Below are 21564 nucleotides of genomic sequence, written 5' to 3' on the forward strand. Positions count from 1 at the left end.
TGCCCTGGGCCCCGCCGCCTTCGGCCTTGCCCTGAACATTGCCCTGGACATTGCCCTGGGCCCCGCCACCAGCGGCGTTGCCCTGCACATTGCCCTGAGCGTTGCCCTGGGCCCCGCCGCCTTCGGCCTTGCCCTGAACATTGCCCTGGACATTGCCCTGGGCCCCGCCACCAGCGGCGTTGCCCTGCACATTGCCCTGGGCGTTGCCCTGGGCCCCGCCGCCTTCGGCCTTGCCCTGAACATTGCCCTGGACATTGCCCTGGGCCCCGCCACCAGCGGCGTTGCCCTGAACATTGCCCTGAGCGTTGCCCTGCGCATTGCCTTGGGCGTTGCCCTGGACGTTCCCCTGGACGTTGCCCTGGGCGTTGCCCTGCACGTTGCCCTGCGTGTTCCCCTGGGCGTTGCCCTGCGTGTTCCCTTGCGTGTTGCCCTGGGTGTTGCCCTGCGCTCCGCCGCCCTGGGCCTTGCCCTGGACGTTGCCCTGCACGTTGCCCTGGGCTCCGCCGGTCTTCCCGCCCGTAACCATCCTGCAGTTGGAGAAGGTAGGAGTCTGACCCTCGTTGACGGCGACGACGGTGAAGGACTCGGCCTTGGGGCGGGTCACCTTGAACGCCCCTCCCACGGGGTTCACGGTGATGTTCGTTCCACCGCCTTGGAGCTTTCGCGGAGCCGTGAAACCTTCACCGGTGACGGTGACGTCGTTTCCGGGACCGGGCGTCACCGTGCAGCTTGCGGAGGGCACCGCCTGGGCGGTGCTCGCGAAAGCGAACGCGCCGGACAGTACGAACGAGGACGCGATCAACGCAATCGAGGCGCGTCTGGTGGACAGATGCATGATGGTGCTCCCATCAGGGACTGGCGGGAGAGGCGGGCCGCCGGAAAGCCGCCTCTGCTCATCGCCGGGGCACAGAGCTGTGACCTGGGGGCGGACGGGTGCGCTTTCCCCTGAACCCCGGCCGTCGCTTCATTCCGGCGGCAACCTGAAGGCCGGACGATGCCCTGCCCTTCCCATGCTCCCCCTCCCTTCCCGGGGTGTCGACCGGGGGCACGCTCATGCGGACGGCCCCCGGTCGCGGATCCCGGCCCCGCCTCAGCCCGGCCAGACGATCGACTGGACCTCGCTGTAGGCGTGCAGGGCGTACGAGCCCACGTCACGGCCCACGCCCGACTGCTTGAAGCCGCCGAACGGCGCCTCCATGTTCCGGCCGATCGTGTTGATGCCGACGCCGCCCGCCCGGAGCCGCCCCGCCACCCGGAAGGCGCGCGCCGAGTCCCCGGACCAGACGTAGGACAGCAGCCCGAAGTCGCTGTCGTTGGCCAGCGCGACGGCCTCGTCCTCGCCGCCGTCGAAGGGGACGACCACGACGACCGGGCCGAAGATCTCCTCGCGCACCACGCGCATGTCGTTCGTGCAGTCCACCAGCAGGGTCGGCGCCACCCAGAAGCCACGACCGGCCCCCACCACGGGGCGTTCCCCGCCGTGGACGATCCGAGCCCCTTCCTTGCGGCCGAGTTCGACGTACGACTCCACCCGGTCGCGGTGCGCCGCCGAGATCACCGGCCCGACGACGGTGCCGCGTTCGGCCGGGTCGCCGACCTTCATGAAGGCCAGGTAGCCGGTCAGTTTCTCCACGAGCTCCGCGTACACGGAGCGGTGCACGATGACCCGGGTCGGGGCGGTGCAGATCTGTCCGCTGTAGAAGGAGAAGGTGGTGCCGATGCCCAGGACGGCGGAGTCCAGGTCGGCGTCGTCCAGGACGATCGCCGCGCCCTTGCCGCCGAGCTCCATCAGCTGCCGTTTCATCGTCCGTCCGCACACCTCGGCGATGCGCTGCCCGACGGCGGTGGAGCCGGTGAAGGACACCATGTCCACGTCCGGGGAGTCCACGGCGGCCTCGCCGACCTCCACCGACGTGCCGGAGACCACGTTGACGACGCCGGCGGGGACCCCGGCCTCGTGGAGGGCCTCGGCCATCTTGAACACGGACAGCGGGTCCTGCGGCGCCGGCTTCACCACGACCGTGTTGCCCATGGCCAGGGCCGGGGCGACCTTGCCCGCCGGGTTGGCCCACGGGTTGTTGTACGAGGTGACGCAGGTGACGACCCCGACGGGCCGGCGGACCTCCAGGGCGCCGAGGATAGCCGCCCGCCCCATCGGTCCGGCCTCGGTGACCTGCGGGGGCAGTGCCTTCTCGACGGGTTCCAGGGCGCCCCGGGCGTACCGCCGGAACCGGGACACCCCCACGCCGACCTGCATGCCGCGCGCGATGCCGGTGGGCGCCCCGGTCTCGGCCCGCGCGAGCGCCGCCCAGGGTTCGTACTCCCGCTGCATGATGTCGGCGGCCCGGTCGAGGATCGCCGCCCGCGCCTCGGGCGTCGTGCGGGACCAGGCGCCGAAGGCCTCCGCCGCCGCCCGGCAGGCCTCCGCCACCTGGGCGCGGCCCGCCTCGGGGGCGAGGCCGACGACGGATTCGTCCGCCGGGTTGATGACCTCGTAGTGCCCGCCGGCGGGCTCGACCCGTTCGCCGCCGATCCAGAGCCGCTGGGGCGTCCCGCTCGCGTCCGCGCTCATCGGGTGCTCACCGTCCTGGTGTGCCGGCCGGAACGGAGCACGGTGCCGGGGACGGCGCCCGTCACCTCGTCGTCGCGGATGGTCTCCACGCCGTTGACGCGTACGGAGACGATGCCGATGGCCCGGGCGTCCAGGCGCGGGCTGTCCCCGGGCAGGTCGTGCACGAGCGTGGCCGGGCCGGCCTCGATGCGTTCGGGGTCGAACAGCACCAGGTCGGCGTGCCAGCCCTCGGTGACGCGGCCGCGTTCGCGCAGCCCGAAGAGCTGCGCGGGGTCGTCGGTGAGCATCTTGACGGCCTGTTCCAGGGGGACGAGCTTGCGGCCGCGCAGGCAGTCACCGAGGAAGCGGGTCGTGTACGGGGCGCCGCACATCCGGTCCAGGTGGGCGCCGGCGTCCGAGCCGCCGAGCATGACGTCCTCGTGCTGCCAGGTTTCGGCGCGCAGGGTCCAGCTGGCCGGGTCGTTGTCGGTGGGCATCGGCCACAGGACGGTGCGCAGGTCGTCGTTGGCGCAGATCTCGACCAGGCAGTGGAAGGCGTCCAGGCCGCGTTCGGCGGCGATGTCGTCGACGACGCGGCCGGACAGGCCCTCGTTCTCCTTGCTGTACGTGTCGCCGATGACGTAGCGGCCGAAGTGTGCGAGCCGGCGGAAGACGCCGGCCTCCTTGCTGTCGGCGCGGCGCAGCATCTCGGCGCGTACGTCGGCGTCGCGGAGCTTCGCGATCCGTTCGGGGACGGGCAGGCCGAGGACCTCGCCCCAGCCGGGGATGAGGTTCAGGGCGCAGAAGGTGCCGAGCGACATGTTCATCGGGGTGAGGATCGGCATGGTCAGCGCGACGATGCGGCCGCCGGCCTGCCGGGCGCGGGTGCTGGGGACGAGCTGGCGGGGGACGCGTTCGGGGACGGAGGCGTCGATGGTCAGGACGTTCCAGTTGAGGGGCCTGCCGGCGGCCGCGCTCATGTCGACGAAGAGGTCGATCTCCTCGTCGGAGAACTGGTCGAGGCAGCCCGCGACGATGGCTTCGAGCTGGGTGCCCTCGTGCTCGGCGACGGCGCGGGACAGCGCGAGGAGTTCGGCGGGTCCGGCGTGCCGGGAGGCGACGGGCTCGCCGGCGCCGTCGGAGTGCGTGGAGGACTGGGTGGTCGACAGGCCCCAGGCGCCGGCGTTCATGGCGTCGTGGAAGAGGTCGAGCATCTGCCGGAGCTGCTCGGGGGTGGGTTGGCCGCCGACGGCGTCGGCGCCCATGACGTGCCGGCGCAGGGCGCAGTGGCCGACCATGAAGCCGGCGTTGACGGCGATGCGCCCTTCGAGGGCGTCGAGGTATTCGCCGAAGGTGGACCAGGTCCAGTCGACGCCCTCTTCGAGGGCCTTGAGGGCCATGCCCTCGACCTTGCTCATCATGCGGCGGGTGTAGTCGGCGTCCTCGGGGCGGTCCGGGTTCAGCGGCGCCAGGGTGAAGCCGCAGTTGCCGCCGGCGACGGTGGTGACGCCGTGGTTCATGGAGGGCGTGGCGTACGGGTCCCAGAACAGCTGGGCGTCGTAGTGGGTGTGCGGGTCGATGAAGCCGGGCGTCAGCACGAGGCCGGTCGCGTCCTCGGTGGTGCGGGCCTCTTCGGTGACGGTGCCGGGGGCGCCGATGGCGGCGATCCGGCCGTCCCGTATGCCGACGTCGGCTACGCGCGCGGGGGCGCCGGTGCCGTCCACGACGGTGGCGCCCTTGATCAGGTGGTCGAGCATGGCGTCCCTTCAGCGGGTGCGGTGTGGTCGCGGCGTGCGCCGCCGCCGGAGCGGCGGGGTGCGCGTGCGGCGTGCGCGCCGCTGCCCCGGCCGGAGGGCGCCGGGCCGGCCGCGGCCCGTGGCGACCTCCGGCCGGGGCCGGTGCGGGGTGGCGGTCCGGGAAGACGCCGCCCCCGTGCGGTGGGTGCCGTCAGGAGCCGGCGGCCTCGCGGAAGCGGGTGGTGCGGTGGACGGGGTCGGTGTCGATCTCGGGGATGACGTGTTCGCCGAGGAGCTTGATGGTGGTCATCGTGTCCTCGTACGACACCCCGGTCGGCAGTCCGAAGGACAGCTGGTCGGCGCCGGCCTGTTCCCAGCGCTTGCACTGCTGGAGGACCTCGGAGGGGTCTCCGCAGATCATCAGCTCTTCGGCGATCAGCAGCTCGATGATCTCCGCGTTGTACTCGGGGAGCAGCTCGGGCCACTGCGGTATGGCCTCGGGCCGCGGGAAGGTGTCGTGGTAGCGGAAGACCAGCGACTGGAAGCGGTTCATGTTCGCGTTGACGGCGATCTCGACGGCCTTGTCGTGGGTCTCGGCGCAGATCGCGGTGGAGGTGACCATGACGTTGTCGTTGACGAAGGCGCCGATGGCCTTCGCCTCCTGGATGGCCGTCTTGTACTGCTCCAGCACCCACTCCATGTCGGAGACCTTCTGGACGCTGAACCCGAGGACGCCGAGGCCCTTCTTCGCCGCCATGGCGTACGAGGAGGGGGAGCCGGCGGCGTACCACATGGCCGGGTGCGCCTTGCCGTACGGCTTGGGGAAGATCTTGCGCGGCGGCAGCGACCAGTGCTTGCCCTGGAACCCCTCGTACTCCTCCTGGAGGAACATCTTGGGGAATTCCGCGATGGTCTCCTCCCAGATCTCCTTGGTGCCGTTCATGTCCTCGATGCCGGGCAGGAAGCCGAGGATCTCGTGGCTGCCGGCGCCGCGGCCGGTGCCGAACTCGAAACGGCCCTTGGAGAGGTGGTCGAGCATGGCGACCTTCTCCGCGACCTTCACCGGGTGGTTCACCGGGGCGAGGGGGTTGAAGATGCCGGAGCCGAGGTGGATGCGCTCGGTGGCGTGCGCGAGGTAGCCGAGGAACACCTCGTTCGCGGAGAGGTGGGAGTACTCCTCCAGGAAGTGGTGTTCGGAGGCCCAGGCGTACTTGAAGCCCGACTTGTCGGCCTGGATGACGTACTCGGTCTCCTCGATCAGCGCCTTGTGCTCTGCCTCGGGGTCGACCCTGGACCGTGACTCGGCCACGTATCCCTGCACGAAGAGCCCGAATTCCAAGGGGGTTCACCGTCCTTTAATTTCTGACGCTGCGTCAGATTCGATGTCCCGACTGTTCCACCGCCGGGGCGTGAGCGTCAATACCTGACGCTCCATCAGATACGGGGGCCGTGGCTAGAGGATGCTGACGCCCGCCATCCAGCCGCCGTCGATGACGAACGGCTGGCCGGTGATGTACGAGGAGTCCTCACCGGTCAGGAACAGCGCCAGCCGGGCCACCTCCTCCGGCCGCCCCACCCGGCCCATCGGCACGACCCGCTTGTACAGCTCGGCCATCGCGTCCCTGGCCTCGTCCGTGATCCCGGCCGGGTCCAGCAGGCCCGGATTGGCCATCGGGGTGTCCACCGCCCCCGGGCACATGGCGTTCACCCGTATCCCCTTGGCCGCCAGCTCCAGCGCCGCCACCCGGGTCAGGCCGAGGATCGCCGCCTTCGTCGCCGCGTACGTGCCGACGTACGCCATGCCCGTCAGCCCCGTGTACGACGAGGTGTTGACGATGGTCCCGCCGCCCGCCGCCGCGATCTCCGGGGCGACCGTCTTGATGCCGAGGAAGGCCCCGACCTGGTTGACCTGGACGACCTGCTGGAACTCCTCCAGCGGGGTCGCCGTCAGCTCGTTGAACCGCAGGATGCCCGCGTTGTTGACCAAGCCGCTCACCGGCCCGAACGCCTCCTTCGCGGCGGCGATCGCGGCCGCCCAGTCCCCCTCGCGGCTCACGTCCAACCTGACGTAGCGCGCCCGGTCCTCCCCGATCTCCTTGGCGACGGCCGCCCCCTGCTCGTCGAGCACGTCGCCCAGCAGCACCTTGGCGCCCTCGGCGGCGAAGAGCCGCGCCTCCTGCTCGCCCTGTCCGCGCGCCGCACCCGTGATGATGACGACGCGCCCGTCCAGCTTGCCCATGCCCGTGCCCCTAGTCGTTGAGGAGCGGAGCCACCTCGGCCCCGAAAGCGGTGATCTGGTCCACGAGTTCGTTCCGGTCACGGCTGCGGAAACGGACCTGGATCTGGTCCACGCCGAGCGCCGCGTACTCGCGGAGGGACTCCGCGAGCGCCTCCGCCTTACCGGTGAGGGCCCGCCGGCCGGTGTCCCAGCCGGGCTCGCCGACGTAGAGCGCCTCGGTGATCGCCCCGATCTCCAAGGGCCCGGTGACGCCGGCTGCCTCCCTCAGCTCGCGGATGCGGGCGACCTGCCCCGGGATCTTCTCCCGCGGGTCCCCCTGCGGGAGCCAGCCGTCGCCGCGCACGGCGGCCCGGCGCACCGCGGCCGGCGAGGAGCCGCCGATCCACACGGGGATCCGCGCCTGGGCGGGCCGGGGCAGCTGGCCGAGGTCGCGGAAGGAGAACCGCTCGCCCGCGAACTCCGGGTACTCCTCGGGGCCCAGGGCGGCGCGCAGGGCGTCCAGGGTCTCGTCGAGCACCGCGCCGCGGCGCTCGAAGTCGACGCCGAGCACCTCGAACTCCTCCTGGACGTGACCGGCCCCCACCCCGAGGATGAGCCGGCCCCCGCTGAGGTGGTCGAGCGTCGCGTACTGCTTGGCGGTGACCAGCGGGTGGCGCAGGCCGACGATCGCGACGTGGCTCAGCAGCCGCACCCGCTCGGTGATCCCGGCGAGGAAGGCCAGGGTGGCCACCGGGTCGTACCAGACGGTGCTCATCGGGCCGGCGAGGCGCCGCGGGACGGCCACGTGGTCGCAGGTGGCCACGTACCCGAACCCGGACCGGTCCGCCGCTCGGGCCACCTCGGCGAGGTCGACCGCGCCGGCGGAGGCCTCCCAGGGTTCGGCGTAGATGGTGCTCTGCGACTGGATCGGGAGCTGCATCCCGTACGCCAGCCGGCCTTCCGGAAACACGCGTGTCATGCCGGACCCGCCTCGCCTTCGTCTGCCGGTTGTCTGCCGGCGCCTGCCGGTCGTCCGCCGGTCGTCCGCCCCGGCGCGCTGTCGACGCGGACGGCGACGCGCGCGGCGAAGCGGACGGCGACGCGCGCGGCGAAGCGCGCCGTCGACGCGCCCGGGGGCTGCGGGGCCATCGTCGTAGCTGACGGTTCGTCAGGCAAGAGGGGCGGCGCGGTCCCGGCGGAAACGGAGGGGGCCGCGGAGGTGCCGGCGTACGGGTGCGCGGGCTCGGCGCGGTGGTGCGATCGGGGCGGGCGCGGGGCGCGGACGGAGCAGGCGGAGCGGGCGGAGCGGGCGGAGCGGGCGGAGCGGGCGGAGCGGGAAACGGACGGGCCGGGTGCGGCGTCGCGCGACGCCGCACCCGGCCCGTCCGTACGGTCAGAAGCCCTCGGGGCCCATCGCGATGATCGGCTTCGCCGCCGGGTCCAAGGTCGTCAGGAGGGTCCGCATCGCGTCCTTCGGGATGCCGACGCAGCCCTGCGAGGGGCCGTCGTGGTCCACGTGCAGCCAGATGTTGCCGCCCTTGCCCTCGCCGTCCGGCTTCTCCGGGTCCAGCGGGGACACGCCCTGCTTGCGGTTGAAGTCGATCGCCACGACGTAGTCGAAGGAACCCGCCAGGGACTCGCCGTTCACGCCCCGGCCCGACGCGACGAACGAGGCGTCCCGGTCGTACGGCAGCCGGGTGCCGGGCGGGGCGGGCAGCAGACCGCCCGCGTCGGTGAGGGAGAACACGCCCTGCGGGGACGTCAGGTCCCCGTACGCGCGCTCCGTCGACCAGCCCTTCGCGCCGTTGCGGCCCGCCCACTGCGCGGACCGCGTCCAGTCCGCGCCCGGCGCGGGCCGCGTGTACAGGGCGACCGCCGACTCCGAGGAGCCCTTCGCCTTGCCCGTGACCAGCACCAGCTGCCGGGAGTCCGCCGGGATCCGGGCGCGGGTGTCCGCGCTGATGCCGGGCAATCCCTGGAACGGGTCGGTCCGCTGCACGGTCCGCGCCGCCCGGTCGGCGGTCTGCGGGCGCGCGTCCGAGCGGGTCTGCGGAGCCGGGGCGCCGGGCGGCTCGTGCAGCGCGTACAGCCAGCCGGCGCCGAAGGCCAACAGTCCGAGGAACGCGGCCACGGTGACGGCCCGTTGCGGTCGGCCTGCGGCGGACGGACGCGTACGGGTGCGGGAGCGGGCTCGGGCGTGCTTGCTCATTGAACCGACCGTACATCAGGTGATCTTCAGATCCGCCGAACGCCCGCCCTCCCGGGTCCCGGTGCCACCGGAAAGCGGACCCGTACCGTCAGCCCGCCCTCGGGCTCCGGGTTGGCCCGCGCGAGCAGCTCCGCGCCGTGCGCCCGCGCGATCGAGGCGACGATCGACAGACCCAGACCGGCGCCCTCACCAGCGGTATGACGCCGCTCGGCCCGCCGCCGGAACGGCTCCAGCAGCCGCGGCACGTCCGCCGCCGCGATCCGCGGCCCGGTGTTCGACACCGTCAACACCCCGTCGGCGGAGGTCGCCACGACCACCCGACCGCCCGCCCGGTTGTGACGTACGGCATTCGCCACCAGGTTCCGCACCAGGTGCCCGAGCAACGCCCCGTCCCCGCTCACGGTGAGCGGCGCGAGGTCCCGTACGAGGACCAGGGCGGGCGGGGCGTTCCCCGGCCCGGTGGCGGCGGCCGGCGGCCCGTCGGAGGTGCTCGGCGCGGCGTCCGGGACGTCCCCCGGCCCGGGGCCCGGGGCGGGGGCGGGCGGGGCATTCCGGGTGGTGCCCTGCGCCGTGCCCGGGTCCGCGCCGGCCGGCTCGCCCGGGAAGGCCGCCGCCAGTTCCGTCGTCGCGAGCGCCGCCAGGTCCACCGGCTGCGCCGACTCCAGGCCCTCCTCGGAGACCGCCAACAGCAGCAGCGACTCGATCAGGTGCTCGCTGGAGTCGGCCACCGCGATGAGCCGCTCGCGGATCCGGGCCACCTTCTGCGGCTCCGGATCCCCCGCCAGCCCGATCTCGGCGGCCGCCCGCTGCACCGCGACCGGCGTCCGCAGCTCGTGCGCCGCGTTCGCGGCGAACCGGCGCTGCGCCGTGACCAGACCCTCCATCCGGTCCAGCATCCCGTCGAACGTGTCCGCCAGCCGCTTCAGCTCGCCCGGCGGGCCCCGCAGGGCGATCCGCTCGTGCAGGTTCGCCCCCGACAGCCGGCGCGCCTTCTCGGTGATCACGCCGACGGGGCGCAGCACCCGGCCCGCCATCCACCAGGCCAGCCACACCGACAGCACCGCGAACAGCGCGAGCGCGACCAGGGACACCACCGTCAGCTCGTGCAGCGCGGCCTGTTCGGCGGCGCGGGACACGTTGCGCGTCGCCGCCCACCGCGCGAGCTGCGCCTCGGTCGGGGCGACGCCCGGCGGCAGCTTCTGCGCCGGTACGAACACCGTCTCGCCCGTGGCGGGGTCCCGGCCGTCGACCGGGATGCCGGGCATCACGGTGGTGACGGCGCCGCTGACCCGCGATCCGAGCCCCTTGCGCAGCAGCACGTTGACCAGCGCGACCAGCCCGCCGCCCGCGAGCACGAGCAGCGTGCCGTAGAGCGCGGTGAGACGGGCGCGCTCGGAGTGGAGCACCGCTCTCATCGCGGACCGGTGATCCGGTAGCCCGCGCCCGGGACCGTCTCGATCAGCGGCGGCTCGCCCAACTTGGCACGCAGCTTGCTGAGGGTGACCCGGACCGCGTTCGTGCTGTAGCCCGTGCCCTCCTCCCACACCCGCTCGATCAGGTCGTCGCTGCTCAGCACCGCGCCCTCGGCGCGCAGCAGCGCCTCCAGCACGGCGAACTCCTTGCGCGAGAGCGCCAGCCGGTGCCCGTCGCGGGCGGCGGAGCGGCGGGCCGTGTCCAAAGCCAGCCCGGCCCGTTCCAGGACCGGCGGCAGCGCCGGCCGGGCGCGCCGGCCGAGCGCCAGGACCCGGGCGAGGAGCTCGTCGTAGGCGAACGGCTTGGTGAGGTAGTCGTCGGCGCCCAGCCCCAGACCCTCTACGCGGTCGCGGACGGTCCCGGAGGCGGTGAGCATCAGCACCCGCGTCAACAACCGTTCGCGCACCACCTGACGGCAGACCTCGTCGCCGTGCAGCCCGGGCAGGTCGCGGTCCAGGACGAGGACGTCGTAGTCCCCCAGTCGCAGGCGGTTCAGCGCCTCCAGGCCGTCGGCCGCCTCGTCGACGGCCAGCGCGTCACGGCGCAGCCCCTCGGCGATCATCTCCCGGAGGAACGCCTCGTCCTCCACCACCAGAACTCGCATGGCGTCCTCTCTACAGGAGGAGAACATTTCGCCGTTGTAAGCGGACTGCGAGAGAGAAGCGAAATCCCCCTTTCCCGCACGCTCGGGCCATGAAGCGATCCCTGACCATGACCACGGCCGCCGCGCTGACCGGCCTGACCCTCCTCGTCACCGCCTGCACGAACGGCGGCACGTCCGGCGGGAGCGACGGCAAGGACGGCGACGGCAAGGGCGGTTCCGCGAGCGGCGGCAGCGCAGGCGCGGGCGTCGGCAGGACCAACGGCGGGGCCGACGCGGACGCGGCCGTGAAGATGCGCCAGTGCCTGCGCGAGCACGGCATCGACGCGCCGGACCCGGAGCCGGGCCAGAACCCGAACGGCATGACGGTCGGCGGCGGCGCGGACCCGCAGAAGATGGAAGAGGCGATGAAGGCCTGCGGGATGAACGCCCCCGGCGCCGGCAAGGAGCCGACGCAGGAGGAGAAGGACAAGGAACTGCGCTGGATCCAGTGCATGCGCGGGAACGGCGTGGACCTCAAGGACCCCGAGTACCTGCCCGGCGGCATGAAGTCGGGCATCGAGATCCCCAAAGGACAGGAGAAGGCCTTCGAGGAGGCCCAGAAGAAGTGCGAAGCGGCCTGATGGCGCGGCGCGGCAGGTGGCTGACGGGCACCCTGGCGGTCGTCCTGGCCGCCTCGGGCGGCGGGTACGCCGTCCTCGCCCAGCCCCGGGACGACGGCGGACGGCAGGAGCGCGCCGACGGGCTTCCCCCGGCGACCGCCCCCGTACAGCGCGGCGACCTCGGCGCGGGCCTCCAGGTGGAGGGCACCCTCGGCTACGCGCTGGAACGCAAGCTGAGCGCGCCCGGCCCGGGCGTGCTGACCTGGACCTCCCCGGAGGGCTCGGCGGTCGAGCGGGACGCGAAGCTGTACGAGATCAACGGGAAGCCGGTGCGGCTGATGTACGGGTCCACGCCCATGTACCGGCCGTTGAAGGCGGGCGACAGGGGCGACGACGTCAAGCAGCTGAAGCGGAACCTGATCGCCCTCGGCTGGGGGACCGGTCTCGACGCCTCGGACGGCACCTTCACCACGGGCACGACGGCTGCGGTGAAGCGCTGGCAGAAGGCCCACAAGGTGCCGGAGACGGGCGAGGTCGCGAGGGAGGACATCGCCTTCGCGAGCGGCCCCCAGCGCATCAAGCGGAACGACTCGGCCGTCGGCGACGAGGCGGGACCGGGCAAGCCGGTGCTGACCGTGACCGGGACCGAGCGGATCGCCCGCTTCCAGTTGGAGGCGGCGAAGGCGGAAGCGGCGCGGATCGGCGACAAGGTGACCGTACGGCTGCCCGGCGGCGCCGGCGCCTCCGGGAAGATCGACGCCGTCGGCGGCACGGCCGGCACCGACGACCCGAACGGCGGCGCGGGCGGCGGCGGGGGCGGGGGCGGTGCGGGCGGCGGCGACAAGAAGGCCAAGGTCGAGGTGAGCGTCACCTTCGACAGCCCGGGCGACGTCAAGGGCCCCGACCAGTCGCCCGTGTCGGTGCGGCTCACCGGGGAGACCCGCAAGGGCGTCCTGTCCGTACCGGTCAACGCGCTGCTGGCGCTGCCCGGCGGAGGCTTCGGCGTCCAGGTCGTCGAGGACGGGCGCGCCCGCGACGTCAAGGTCGAACTCGGCATGTTCGGCAACGGCCGCGTCGAGGTGACCGGCGACGCCCTCAAGGAGGGCATGCGGGTGGGGGTGCCGAAGCTGTGACGGAACCGATCACCGAAGCGGTCCCGGGGGCCGGGGCCGTCCGGGCGGGGGAGGCGCACGCGCACCCCGTCGTCGAACTGGCCGGGGTGACCAAGGAATACCCCGGCGGGGTCACCGCCCTGCGAGGCATCGACCTGACCGTCATGAACGGTGAACTCCTCGCCCTCGTCGGCCCGTCCGGCTCCGGCAAGTCCACCCTGCTGCACATCGTCGGCACCCTGGACCGGCCCACCGCCGGCCGCGTCGCCATCGCGGGCCACGACATCGCGACCCTGTCCGACCGGGCCCTGTCGGCGCTGCGCTCGCGCCACGTCGGGTTCGTCTTCCAGTCCTTCCACCTCGTACCGGGCCTCAGCGCCCTCGCGAACGTCGCCGAGGGCCTGCTCTACTCCGGCCTGCCCCGGGCCGAACGCGGCCGCCGCGCGGCGGCCGCCCTGGAGCGGGTCGGCCTCGGCGACCGTACGGACCACCGGCCGCACGAACTGTCCGGCGGGCAGAAGCAGCGCGTGGCCATCGCCCGCGCGGTGGCGGGCCGGCCCGACCTGCTGCTCGCCGACGAACCGACCGGCGCCCTGGACACGGCGTCCGGCCGGTCGGTGATGGAGCTGCTGCGCGAACTGAACGAGGACGGGGCCACCATCGCCGTGATCACCCACGACCACGGGATCGCGGCGAGCCTGCCCCGCCAGGTCCGCATCCGCGACGGCGGGATCGTCGCCGACGTGTGGAACCCGTCCGGGACGGAGGCCGCCTGATGGGCTCCCTTACGAGGACCCGTGCGGGCCGGCGCGCCCGACTCGTCCCGCCCCGACTCACCCCGCGGGACGTCCTGCACGCGGGCTCGACGGGGCTGCGCTCGCGGCCGATGCGGGTGTTCCTGTCGGCGCTCGGCATCGCGATCGGCATCGCGACGATGATCGCGGTGGTCGGGATCTCCTCGTCCAGCCAGGCGAAGCTGCTGCGCGAGCTCGACAAGCTGGGGACGAACATGCTCGTCGCGACCCCGGGGCAGGGCATGTTCACGGGTCAGGACACCACGCTCCCCCCGGACGCCCCCGCCATGATCGGCCGGATCGACGGGGTCCTGTCGGTCGGGACGACCGGTGACGTGGCGCAGTCCGTCCGCCGGTCGGAGAACATCCCGGCCGGTGAAACGGGCGGCATCGCGGTCAAGGCCGTCAAGGACGACCTGCTCGGCACCCTGCGGGCCCGCACGGGCAGCGGCGCCTGGCTGAACGGCGCCACCGGCCGCTACCCGTCGGTGGTCCTCGGACACGTCTCGGCGCAGCGGCTGGGCATCACCGCGCCGGGGCAGCAGGTCTTCATCGGCGGCCGCTACTTCACGGTGACCGGCATCCTCGAACCGGTGCCGCTGGCCCCGGAGATCGAACGCTCGGCCCTGGTCGGCTGGACGGCGGCGGAGGAGCTCCTCGGCTTCGACGGCAACCCGACGGCGGTGTACGAACGCTCGGCGGACGACCGGGTGGCGGAGGTCCGCGACCTCATCGCCCGGACGGCGAACCCCAAGACCCCGAGCGCGGTGTCGGTGACGGACCCGTCGGCCGCGCTCCAGGCGAAGGCCGCCACCGAGGGCGCCTTCAGCACCCTCCTGCTCGGCCTGGGCGGCATCGCCCTCCTGGTGGGCGGGGTCGGGGTGGCCAACACCATGATCATCTCGGTGCTGGAACGCCGCCACGAGATCGGCCTGCGCCGCTCGCTCGGCGCCACGAAGGGCCACATCCGGATCCAGTTCGTCACCGAATCCCTCCTCCTGTCCGGCCTCGGCGGCCTCGCGGGCATCGCCCTGGGCGCAGCCGCGACGGCCGCATACGCCCGCGCGGGCGACCTCCCCTGGGTGCTCCCCCCCTGGGCCGTGACGGGCGGCTTCGCCGCCACCCTGGCGATAGGCACCCTGGCCGGCCTCTACCCGGCGGTCCGCGCCTCCCGCCTCTCCCCGACGCTGGCCCTCCGGACGGGGTAGGGGCGGCGGCACGTGGGGTGGCGGGGTCGGGGGTGGGGTCGCTCGGGGCGGGGCCCCCTCCCCCAAGACCCCGCCCACGCCCCCCACCCACCGCACCCCGCGACCGCACACCCCTCCCTCTCCCCGGCCCCCCGGTCGTACGCTGAACCGATGAGAACTCCACGTCAGGCGGCCCGCATTGTCGTTCTCTCCCCGAGCGGATCGGTGTTCCTGTTCCGGGAGAACAACATCGAGGTCGGTATCCACTGGCTGCCGCCGGGCGGGGGGATCGATCCGGGCGAGACGCCCGAGGAGTGCGTGCGGCGCGAGTTGCGCGAGGAGACCGGGTGGACCGATCTGGAGCCGCAGCGGCTGCTGTGCACCTGGGAGCACGACTTCACCCACCAGGGCGTTCCGGTGCGCCAGCACGAGTACATCTACGTCACCACCGGCCCCACCCGTGAACCCGTGCTCGAAGCCCCCGACATCCACTGGCAGTGGGTATCCCCGGAGCGCCTGGCCACCCTCGGCGAGCCCCTCTGGCCCCCGCTGCTGCCGGCCCTGCTCTCCGACCGGGCCCTGGAGCCCGTCCATTTGGGCCTGTTGGCCTGATCGGCGGAGCCGTCACGCACCCCGTCCGCTCCGGCACCCCGCCGGACCGGTACCGGGCCCCGCCGCGCATCGACCCATCCACCCGCCCACCCGTGTCAGGTCGGGCGGCGGGCGGGTCAGCCGGTCGTGTTGGTGGCCTTCTCGTAGAGCTGGGCGGCGTAGTCGCCCAGGATGGTGCTCGTCGAGACGTCGTCGGTGTCGCCGCCCGTCAGGATCCCGATGATCTCGCTGTCGCGGCTGATCCAGGCGCTGCCGCTGGTGCCGCCCGGGAAGTCGGCGCAGTCGAAGCGCTGTTCCGTCGGGCTGAGCCGGACGGTGGTCGACGTGCAGGTGCGGGGCACCTTGCGGTCGGACGGGTAGCCCGTCACCGTGACTTCCTCGCCGGCGCGGCCGGAGGCGTCCAGGGCGGCGGCGCCGGTGACGTCCTCGATGGAGCGACCCTTGTCGTCGGGGGCGAGGCGGGCGAAGGCGAGGTCGTAGTCGTCGTTCGTGTCCTCGGCCCAACGGTCGTCCTCGAAGACCTCTTCGATCTTCCACGTCCCGTACGGGGCAACGCCGTTCGCGTACGCGGGTGCGAAGACGGCTCCGCCGGCGCTGTCGCGCTGCTTGCCCGCGAGGAGGCAGTGTCCGGCGGTGACGATCAGGTTCCTGCCGGGGCTCCGGACCACGGTCGCGGTGCAGAAGTGCTGGCCGTCCAGGCCACCGGTGAACAGGGCGCCGGTGTAGGCGGCGGGTCCGCCCGGCTGCGGGGTCACGGCCGGCGGCAGTTGGTCCGCCAGCAACGGTTTCGACGCTTGCGATCGCGACGGCCCGGTCGGGGTTCCCGAGGGCGCGCCCGAAGGCGCGGCCGCCTTGGCCCGGGCGGACGGTGCCGCTTCGGGTGGTGGCGCCAACTCCGCCACCGCCGCGGAGGCGCCCAGCGCCGCCAACGCGCACAGCACCGCAGTCACCACGGTCCGCTTGTCCACCGCCACGATCCCTCCCCGCTTTGCCCCGGCGAAGCATGCCCCGGGGGCGGCCCGAGGTGCAAGATCGGAGGCCTGCGGCCGGCCCGATCCCGCCGCCACGGCCGGAACGGCCGCCCCATGACGGCCGACACCCGGCCGTCACCCGACACCCCGAGAAGGTCAGTCCGCCGTGCCCGCCGGGACGACCCAGCGCGTGGGCTGGCCGGTGACGGCGGCGATCATGTCGAAGTCGCCGTCGTAGTGCAGGACGGTGGCTCCATGACGCTCGGCGGTGGCCGCGATGATCAGGTCGGGGAGCGATACGGCCTTCCAGTTCCCCGCCACGATCAGCTGTTCCCGCACCCTCAGCGCCCGGTCCCAGGCCTCGTCCGGCGTCGACAGCCAGTCGAAGGCGCCGAGACCGGCGCGGACGCGGTCCGCGTCGGCCTTGGACCGGGCGCTGGACATCACCTCCAGCTCGACCGCACCACAAACGGCAAGGACGCCGGCCGTATGGAGCGGATGGATGACCTCGTTGACGGGCGGCTTGGGATACCGGGCAAGGGCTGACTTGTCGATCAGGAAGCGCTCGGTCATGCCGCCCTGTCCCGCACGCGCTCGGTCTCGACGACCGCCTCTTCCACCGGGCCGGTCAGGTCCGGCAGCCCGCCCTCGGCGAGCCAATTGAGGAACTCCTCGCGCTTGCGGCGCTTGACCGCGTCCTCCAGGGCCGCGTTCACCGTGGCGACCTTCGTCTTCGTGCCGAAGATCTTCGCGGCCTCCGCCAGCAGGTCGTCATTGACGTCGATCACGGTTCGGGCCACGGGGAACCTCTTCCGTAGGGGCGGACCTGACCGGCCACACTTAAACGATATCAAGATCTACGTCAAGAGATATCGTTTCTGCAGCCCGACCCGGCCGCCCCCAGCCCGCCCCCTCGCCCGAGCCCCCTACGCCCCCGGACCCGCCCACAACCCGTCCGGGGTCAGCCCCAGCAGGTCGATAGCGTTGCCGCGCACGATGCGGTCCACGACGTCCGGGTCCAGGTGGCCCATCTGGGCTTCGCCCACCTCGCGGGACTTCGGCCAGGTGGAGTCCGAGTGGGGGTAGTCCGTCTCGTAGAGGACGTTGCCGACGCCGATGGAGTCCAGGTTCTTCAAGCCGAACGCGTCGTCGAAGAAGCAGCCGTGGACGTGCTCGGCGAACAACTCGGACGGCGGGCGCAGCACCTTGTCGGCGACCCCGCCCCAGCCGCGGTTCTCCTCCCAGACCACGTTCGCGCGCTCCAGGATGTACGGGATCCATCCGATCTGGCCCTCGGCGTACATGATCCTGAGTCGGGGGAAGCGTTCGAACTTGCCGCTCATCAGCCAGTCGACCATCGAGAAGCAGCAGTTGGCGAAGGTGATGGTGGAGCCGACGGCCGGCGGCGCGTCCGCCGAGGTGGACGGCATCCGCGACGAGGAGCCGATGTGCATGGCGATGACGGTGCCGGTCTCGTCGCACGCTTCGAGGAACGGGTCCCAGTCGTCGGTGTGGATCGACGGCAGGCCCAGGTGCGGCGGTATCTCGGAGAAGGCGACGGCGCGCACCCCGCGGGCCGCGTTGCGGCGGACCTCGGCGGCGGCGAGGCGGGCGTCCCACAGCGGGACGAGGGTCAGCGGGATCAGTCGGCCCCGGGCTTCGGGGCCGCACCACTCCTCCACCATCCAGTCGTTGTAGGCCCGTACGCCGAGCAGGCCCAGCTCACGGTCCTTGGCCTCGGTGAAGGTCTGGCCGCAGAAGCGGGGGAAGGTGGGGAAGCAGAGGGCGGACTGGACGTGGTTGACGTCCATGTCCGCGAGGCGTTCGGGAACCGAGAAGGAGCCCGGGCGCATCTGGTCGTAGGTGATGACTTCCAGCTTGATCTCGTCACGGTCGTACCCGACGGCGGTGTCGAGGCGGGTGAGCGGCCGGTGCAGGTCCTCGTACACCCACCAGTCGCCGACGGGTCCGTCGTCGCCGGGGGCTCCCATGACGGGGGCGAACTTGCCGCCGAGGAAGGTCATTTCCTTGAGGGGGGCGCGGACGATCCGGGGGCCGATGTCCCGGTACTTGGACGGGAGCCTGTCCCGCCAGACGTGCGGGGGCTCCACCGTGTGGTCGTCCACCGAGATGATCTTCGGGAAGGTCTCCATGCCTCACACCGTAGCGCCGATCTGACGAACCGTCAGCTAGTTGGCGGCGGAACGGTCCGCTGCGGACTGACGTGTACGCGCAAGACAGGGCAGACTGGCCCCCAAACGACGGAAGGCAGGGGGACGACCGATGGACGGCATACCGGCCATCCCGCACCAGCGGAACCACCCCGAGGCGGCCCGGACGACCTCCGGCCCGGCCGGACCCGCGCCGTCCGGCCCGGCGCCGGCCGCCTCCGCCCCCTCCCCCGCCCCCTTCCTCGCTCCCGCTCCCGCCGCTCCCCAACCCGCCCCCGGCGACGACCGGTTCGCCGTCCTCGGGCCCGTACGGGCCTGGCGCGGCGGGCAGGCGCTGCCCTCCGGGAGCCCCCAGCAACGCGCCCTGCTCGCCGCGCTGTTGCTGCGCGACGGCCGCACCGCCACCGCACCCGAGCTGATCGACGCCATCTGGGGCGAGGACCCGCCGCAGCAGGCCCTGGCGACCATCCGCACCTACGCCTCCCGGCTGCGCAAGGTCCTCGATCCCGGGCTGCTCGTCACCGACGCCGGCGGCTACGCGATCCGGCTGCGCCGGCCCGAGGCCCTCGACCTCGCGATCGCCCGCGGCCTCGCCGCCGACGCCGACCGGGCGCGCTGCGCCGGGGACCGCGCCCTCGCCCTGACCCTGCTCGGCCGCGCCCTGGACCTGTGGGACGGCGAGCCCCTCGCCGGAGTCCCGGGCCCACACGCCGAGACCGAGCGGACCCGGCTCGCCGAATGGCGCCTCCAGTTACTGGAGGCCCGCCTCGACCTGGACCTGGAGGTCGGCCACCACGCCGAGGCCGTCTCCGAGCTGACCGCCCTCACGGCCGCGCACCCGCTGCGGGAGCGGCTGCGCGAGCTGCTGATGCTCGCCCTGTACCGCAGCGGCCGGCAGGCCGAGGCCCTGGCCGTGTACGCCGACACCCGCCGACTGCTGTCCGACGAACTCGGCGTCGACCCCCGCCCCGAGCTCGCCGCCCTCCAGCAGCGGATCCTGCGCGCCGACACCGAGCTGGCCCGCGCCGAGGACCCGACGCCGGCCGCCACCCCCGTCGCCGTGCGCCCGGCCCAACTGCCGGCCACCGTACCGGACTTCACCGGCCGGGCCGCCTTCGTCAGCGAACTCGGGCACATCCTCGCCGGGGCCGGGGGCGAGGTCATGGCCGTCTCCGCGCTGGCCGGCATAGGCGGCGTCGGGAAGACCACCCTCGCCGTGCACGTCGCCCACGCCGCCCGGCCGTTCTTCCCCGACGGCCAGCTCTACATCGACCTGCAGGGCACCGACCCGCGCCCCGTCGAGCCCGAAGCCGTCCTCGGCTGCTTCCTGCGCTCGCTCGGCGCCCCCGACAGTTCCATCCCCGACTCCCCCGCCGAACGCGCCGCGCTCTACCGCTCCCTCCTCGACGGACGCCGCGTCCTCGTCCTGCTCGACAACGCCCGCGACGCCGCCCAGGTCCGTCCGCTGCTGCCGGGCACCGCCGGCTGCGCCGCCCTCGTCACCAGCCGGGTCCGCATGTCGGGGCTCGCCGGGGCGCACCTGGTCGACCTCGACGTGATGAGTCCGGACGAGGCGTTACAGCTGTTCACCCGGATCGTGGGGGGCGAACGGGTGGGCGCGGAACGGCAGGCCGCCCTCGACGTCGTCTGCGCCTGCGGTTTCCTGCCGCTCGCCATCCGCATCGCCGCCTCCCGGCTGGCCGCCCGCCGCACCTGGACCGTCTCCGTCCTCGCCGCCAAGCTCGCCGACGAGCGTCGCCGCCTCGACGAACTCCAGGCCGGGGACCTCGCCGTCAAGGCCACCTTCGAGCTGGGCTACGGCCAGCTCGAACCCGCCCAGCAGCGCGCCTTCCGCCTGCTGGGCCTCGCCGACGGCCCGGACATCTCCCTGCGCGCCGCGGCCGCCGTCCTCGACCTGCCCGAGCACGACACCGAGGACCTCCTGGAGGCCTTGGTCGACTGCTCCCTGCTGGAGTCGGCCGCGCCCGGCCGCTACCGCTTCCACGACCTCGTACGCCTCTACGCGCGGGCCTGCGCCGACCGCGACGAGCGGTCCCCGGACGCGCCGGACGCCGCCCGCGACCGGCTCCTGGACTTCTACCTGGCCACCGCCTCCCGGGTGTACGAGCTGGAGCGCCCCGGCGACCGGCTCCCGGCCCACCTGTCCGCGACCCGACACCCGGGCCTGGTCCTGGCCGCCCCGCGCGCCGCGCTGGACTGGCTGTTCGCGGAGGCCGGCCCGCTGCTGGCCTGCGTGCGCCAGGCCGCCGTACGGGCCGCCGCGCAGGCCGCGGACGGGCCGGGCGCCGGGGCGCGGGCCGACCACCGGCCGGGCGCCGGGGCGCCCCACGGCCCGCGCGGTGACGCGCTGCGCCGGGCCGTGGACCTGCTGTGGGCGGCGAAGGACCTCGCCGAGTCGGGCGCCAACTCCAAGCAGTACGAGTCCGCCGCCCTGACCCTGCGCGAGGCCGCGCGGACTGCCGGCGACCCGCGGGCCGAGGGCCGCGCCCGCACCACGCTGACCATGGTCCACCTGTTCGCGGGCCGGTTCGCGGAGGCCGACGACGAGGCCCGGCAGGCCATGGACCTGGCCCGCGCGGCCGGGGACCCGCTGCCGAACTGCTGGGCGCCCAACGACCGCGGCATCATCGCGCTCTACCAGGGCCGGTACGCCGACGGCGAGCGCTACCTGCTGGAGGCCATCGAGAACTTCCGGGCCGACGGCAACCGCGTCGGCGAGGCCAGCGCCCTGTGCAACCTCTCCCGCATCCACGTCGGGCTGGGCCGGCTGTCCAGCGCCATCGACCTCGCGCAGCAGGGCATCGCCGTCTACGACCGGATGGGCCTGACCCTGCGCCTGGCCAACGGCCGCTACGCGCTGGGCATCGCGCTCACCCAGGCGGGCCGGCTCACCGAGGCCCTGTCACAGCTCGGCGAGGCCCTGTCGCTGTTCCACGAGAACCGGCAGCCGTTGTGGGAGGGCGTGACCCATTTCCGGCTCGCCGAGACCCACTTGGCGGCGCAGCGGCCCACGCAGGCGGCCAAGCACGCCGAGCAGGCCATCGCCCTGCGCGGGATCGGTGGGGAATGGCGCCGGGCGACGGTGCTGACCGTCCTGGGCAAGGCGCTGCGCTCCCTCGGGCAGGCCGACCGGGCGCGGGCCTGCTGGCGGGACGCGGAGACCGTCTTCGCCCAGCTGGGCTCCGCCGAACTGGCCGAAGTACGGGCCCTGCTGGCGACGGAAGTCGCCGCCTGACCGGCGCCGACCAGGGCTTTTCGCCGGATGGACGCGGCGTTCATCGTTCGTTTATCGCCGCCCGGCACGAT

19 protein-coding genes are annotated in these 21564 nt (G+C 73.3%); 6 read left to right on the forward strand and 13 right to left on the reverse strand.

Annotated features, from left to right (window positions below):
- The 9 genes from ACZ4XJ_RS33180 to ACZ4XJ_RS33220 form a co-directional block, all read right to left on the reverse strand.
- Positions 1-835 (reverse strand): hypothetical protein (locus ACZ4XJ_RS33180; protein ID WP_468498330.1); only part of this gene is annotated, 835 nt, incomplete at its 3' end.
- 255 nt (positions 836-1090) lie between these two features.
- Complete coding sequence (locus tag ACZ4XJ_RS33185) at positions 1091-2572, reverse strand: aldehyde dehydrogenase family protein (protein WP_468498331.1); 1482 nt, start codon at positions 2570-2572, stop codon at positions 1091-1093.
- The gene (locus ACZ4XJ_RS33190; protein WP_362879392.1) at positions 2569-4308 is read right to left on the reverse strand and encodes an N-acyl-D-amino-acid deacylase family protein; all 1740 of its coding nucleotides are present in this window, start codon (positions 4306-4308) and stop codon (positions 2569-2571) included. Before ACZ4XJ_RS33190 ends, ACZ4XJ_RS33185 begins: the two co-directional genes overlap by 4 nt.
- A 190-nt stretch (positions 4309-4498) precedes the next feature.
- Positions 4499-5626 carry an LLM class flavin-dependent oxidoreductase gene (locus tag ACZ4XJ_RS33195; RefSeq protein WP_362879394.1) on the reverse strand — a complete coding sequence of 376 codons (1128 nt, stop codon included), beginning with the start codon at positions 5624-5626 and terminating at the stop codon, positions 4499-4501.
- A gap of 114 nt (positions 5627-5740) precedes the next feature.
- A complete protein-coding gene (locus ACZ4XJ_RS33200; RefSeq protein ID WP_362879396.1) occupies positions 5741-6526 on the reverse strand; it encodes an SDR family NAD(P)-dependent oxidoreductase in 786 nt (261 codons plus the stop codon).
- A gap of 10 nt (positions 6527-6536) precedes the next feature.
- Positions 6537-7484 (reverse strand): LLM class F420-dependent oxidoreductase, encoded by a 948-nt coding sequence (locus ACZ4XJ_RS33205; RefSeq protein ID WP_362879398.1) that lies wholly within the window; start codon positions 7482-7484, stop codon positions 6537-6539.
- 414 nt (positions 7485-7898) lie between these two features.
- The gene (locus tag ACZ4XJ_RS33210) at positions 7899-8714 is read right to left on the reverse strand and encodes a hypothetical protein (protein WP_362879400.1); all 816 of its coding nucleotides are present in this window, start codon (positions 8712-8714) and stop codon (positions 7899-7901) included.
- Positions 8715-8740: 26 nt separating this feature from the next.
- Entirely contained in the window at positions 8741-10129 is a 1389-nt protein-coding gene (locus ACZ4XJ_RS33215) for a sensor histidine kinase (RefSeq protein WP_468498332.1), read from the reverse strand.
- On the reverse strand, positions 10126-10791 hold the full coding sequence (locus ACZ4XJ_RS33220; protein ID WP_362879404.1) for a response regulator transcription factor: 666 nt from the start codon (positions 10789-10791) through the stop codon (positions 10126-10128). Before ACZ4XJ_RS33220 ends, ACZ4XJ_RS33215 begins: the two co-directional genes overlap by 4 nt.
- Before the next feature lie 89 nt (positions 10792-10880).
- On the opposite strand from ACZ4XJ_RS33220, the gene ACZ4XJ_RS33225 reads away from it, so the two are divergent.
- The 5 genes from ACZ4XJ_RS33225 (at position 10881) to ACZ4XJ_RS33245 (ending at position 15095) form a co-directional block, all read left to right on the forward strand.
- Entirely contained in the window at positions 10881-11411 is a 531-nt protein-coding gene (locus ACZ4XJ_RS33225) for a hypothetical protein (protein WP_362879406.1), read from the forward strand.
- Positions 11396-12523: a peptidoglycan-binding protein gene (locus ACZ4XJ_RS33230; protein ID WP_468498333.1), complete on the forward strand. Its 1128-nt coding sequence runs from the start codon at positions 11396-11398 to the stop codon at positions 12521-12523. Before ACZ4XJ_RS33225 ends, ACZ4XJ_RS33230 begins: the two co-directional genes overlap by 16 nt.
- A gap of 77 nt (positions 12524-12600) precedes the next feature.
- Complete coding sequence (locus ACZ4XJ_RS33235) at positions 12601-13278, forward strand: ABC transporter ATP-binding protein (RefSeq protein WP_468498373.1); 678 nt, start codon at positions 12601-12603, stop codon at positions 13276-13278.
- Positions 13278-14504, forward strand: a complete 1227-nt coding sequence (locus tag ACZ4XJ_RS33240) for an ABC transporter permease (protein WP_468498334.1) — start codon at positions 13278-13280, stop codon at positions 14502-14504. Before ACZ4XJ_RS33235 ends, ACZ4XJ_RS33240 begins: the two co-directional genes overlap by 1 nt.
- A gap of 150 nt (positions 14505-14654) precedes the next feature.
- Positions 14655-15095, forward strand: a complete 441-nt coding sequence (locus ACZ4XJ_RS33245) for an NUDIX domain-containing protein (RefSeq protein ID WP_468498335.1) — start codon at positions 14655-14657, stop codon at positions 15093-15095.
- Between the two features lie 116 nt (positions 15096-15211).
- On the opposite strand, the gene ACZ4XJ_RS33250 is transcribed toward ACZ4XJ_RS33245, so the two are convergent.
- The 4 genes from ACZ4XJ_RS33250 to ACZ4XJ_RS33265 all read right to left on the reverse strand — a co-directional run bounded on the left by ACZ4XJ_RS33250 (position 15212) and on the right by ACZ4XJ_RS33265 (position 18219).
- Positions 15212-16063 carry a trypsin-like serine peptidase gene (locus tag ACZ4XJ_RS33250; RefSeq protein WP_468498336.1) on the reverse strand — a complete coding sequence of 284 codons (852 nt, stop codon included), beginning with the start codon at positions 16061-16063 and terminating at the stop codon, positions 15212-15214.
- A gap of 159 nt (positions 16064-16222) precedes the next feature.
- Complete coding sequence (locus tag ACZ4XJ_RS33255) at positions 16223-16639, reverse strand: PIN domain-containing protein (protein WP_468498337.1); 417 nt, start codon at positions 16637-16639, stop codon at positions 16223-16225.
- A complete protein-coding gene (locus ACZ4XJ_RS33260; protein ID WP_362879416.1) occupies positions 16636-16866 on the reverse strand; it encodes a type II toxin-antitoxin system VapB family antitoxin in 231 nt (76 codons plus the stop codon). The genes ACZ4XJ_RS33255 and ACZ4XJ_RS33260 overlap by 4 nt, the downstream gene beginning before the upstream one ends.
- A 126-nt stretch (positions 16867-16992) precedes the next feature.
- Complete coding sequence (locus ACZ4XJ_RS33265; protein WP_468498338.1) at positions 16993-18219, reverse strand: amidohydrolase family protein; 1227 nt, start codon at positions 18217-18219, stop codon at positions 16993-16995.
- Positions 18220-18349: 130 nt separating this feature from the next.
- Between ACZ4XJ_RS33265 and ACZ4XJ_RS33270 the strand changes: the two genes are divergently transcribed.
- Positions 18350-21493 carry an AfsR/SARP family transcriptional regulator gene (locus tag ACZ4XJ_RS33270; protein ID WP_468498339.1) on the forward strand — a complete coding sequence of 1048 codons (3144 nt, stop codon included), beginning with the start codon at positions 18350-18352 and terminating at the stop codon, positions 21491-21493.
- Positions 21494-21564 lie beyond the last annotated feature (71 nt).

The sequence above is a fragment of the Streptomyces sp. NPDC029836 genome, from assembly GCF_055574495.1.

What these genes read in the sequence shown, in the direction of transcription:
- ACZ4XJ_RS33210 (WP_362879400.1), bottom strand. Translation starts at nt 8,714, where the DNA reads ATGAGCAAGCACGCCCGAGCCCGCTCCCGCACCCGTACGCGTCCGTCC.
- ACZ4XJ_RS33185 (WP_468498331.1), bottom strand. Translation starts at nt 2,572, where the DNA reads ATGAGCGCGGACGCGAGCGGGACGCCCCAGCGGCTCTGGATCGGCGGC.
- ACZ4XJ_RS33245 (WP_468498335.1), top strand. Translation starts at nt 14,655, where the DNA reads ATGAGAACTCCACGTCAGGCGGCCCGCATTGTCGTTCTCTCCCCGAGC.
- ACZ4XJ_RS33255 (WP_468498337.1), bottom strand. Translation starts at nt 16,639, where the DNA reads ATGACCGAGCGCTTCCTGATCGACAAGTCAGCCCTTGCCCGGTATCCC.
- ACZ4XJ_RS33200 (WP_362879396.1), bottom strand. Translation starts at nt 6,526, where the DNA reads ATGGGCAAGCTGGACGGGCGCGTCGTCATCATCACGGGTGCGGCGCGC.
- ACZ4XJ_RS33225 (WP_362879406.1), top strand. Translation starts at nt 10,881, where the DNA reads ATGAAGCGATCCCTGACCATGACCACGGCCGCCGCGCTGACCGGCCTG.
- ACZ4XJ_RS33190 (WP_362879392.1), bottom strand. Translation starts at nt 4,308, where the DNA reads ATGCTCGACCACCTGATCAAGGGCGCCACCGTCGTGGACGGCACCGGC.
- ACZ4XJ_RS33215 (WP_468498332.1), bottom strand. Translation starts at nt 10,129, where the DNA reads ATGAGAGCGGTGCTCCACTCCGAGCGCGCCCGTCTCACCGCGCTCTAC.
- ACZ4XJ_RS33205 (WP_362879398.1), bottom strand. Translation starts at nt 7,484, where the DNA reads ATGACACGCGTGTTTCCGGAAGGCCGGCTGGCGTACGGGATGCAGCTC.
- ACZ4XJ_RS33270 (WP_468498339.1), top strand. Translation starts at nt 18,350, where the DNA reads ATGGACGGCATACCGGCCATCCCGCACCAGCGGAACCACCCCGAGGCG.
- ACZ4XJ_RS33265 (WP_468498338.1), bottom strand. Translation starts at nt 18,219, where the DNA reads ATGGAGACCTTCCCGAAGATCATCTCGGTGGACGACCACACGGTGGAG.
- ACZ4XJ_RS33240 (WP_468498334.1), top strand. Translation starts at nt 13,278, where the DNA reads ATGGGCTCCCTTACGAGGACCCGTGCGGGCCGGCGCGCCCGACTCGTC.
- ACZ4XJ_RS33220 (WP_362879404.1), bottom strand. Translation starts at nt 10,791, where the DNA reads ATGCGAGTTCTGGTGGTGGAGGACGAGGCGTTCCTCCGGGAGATGATC.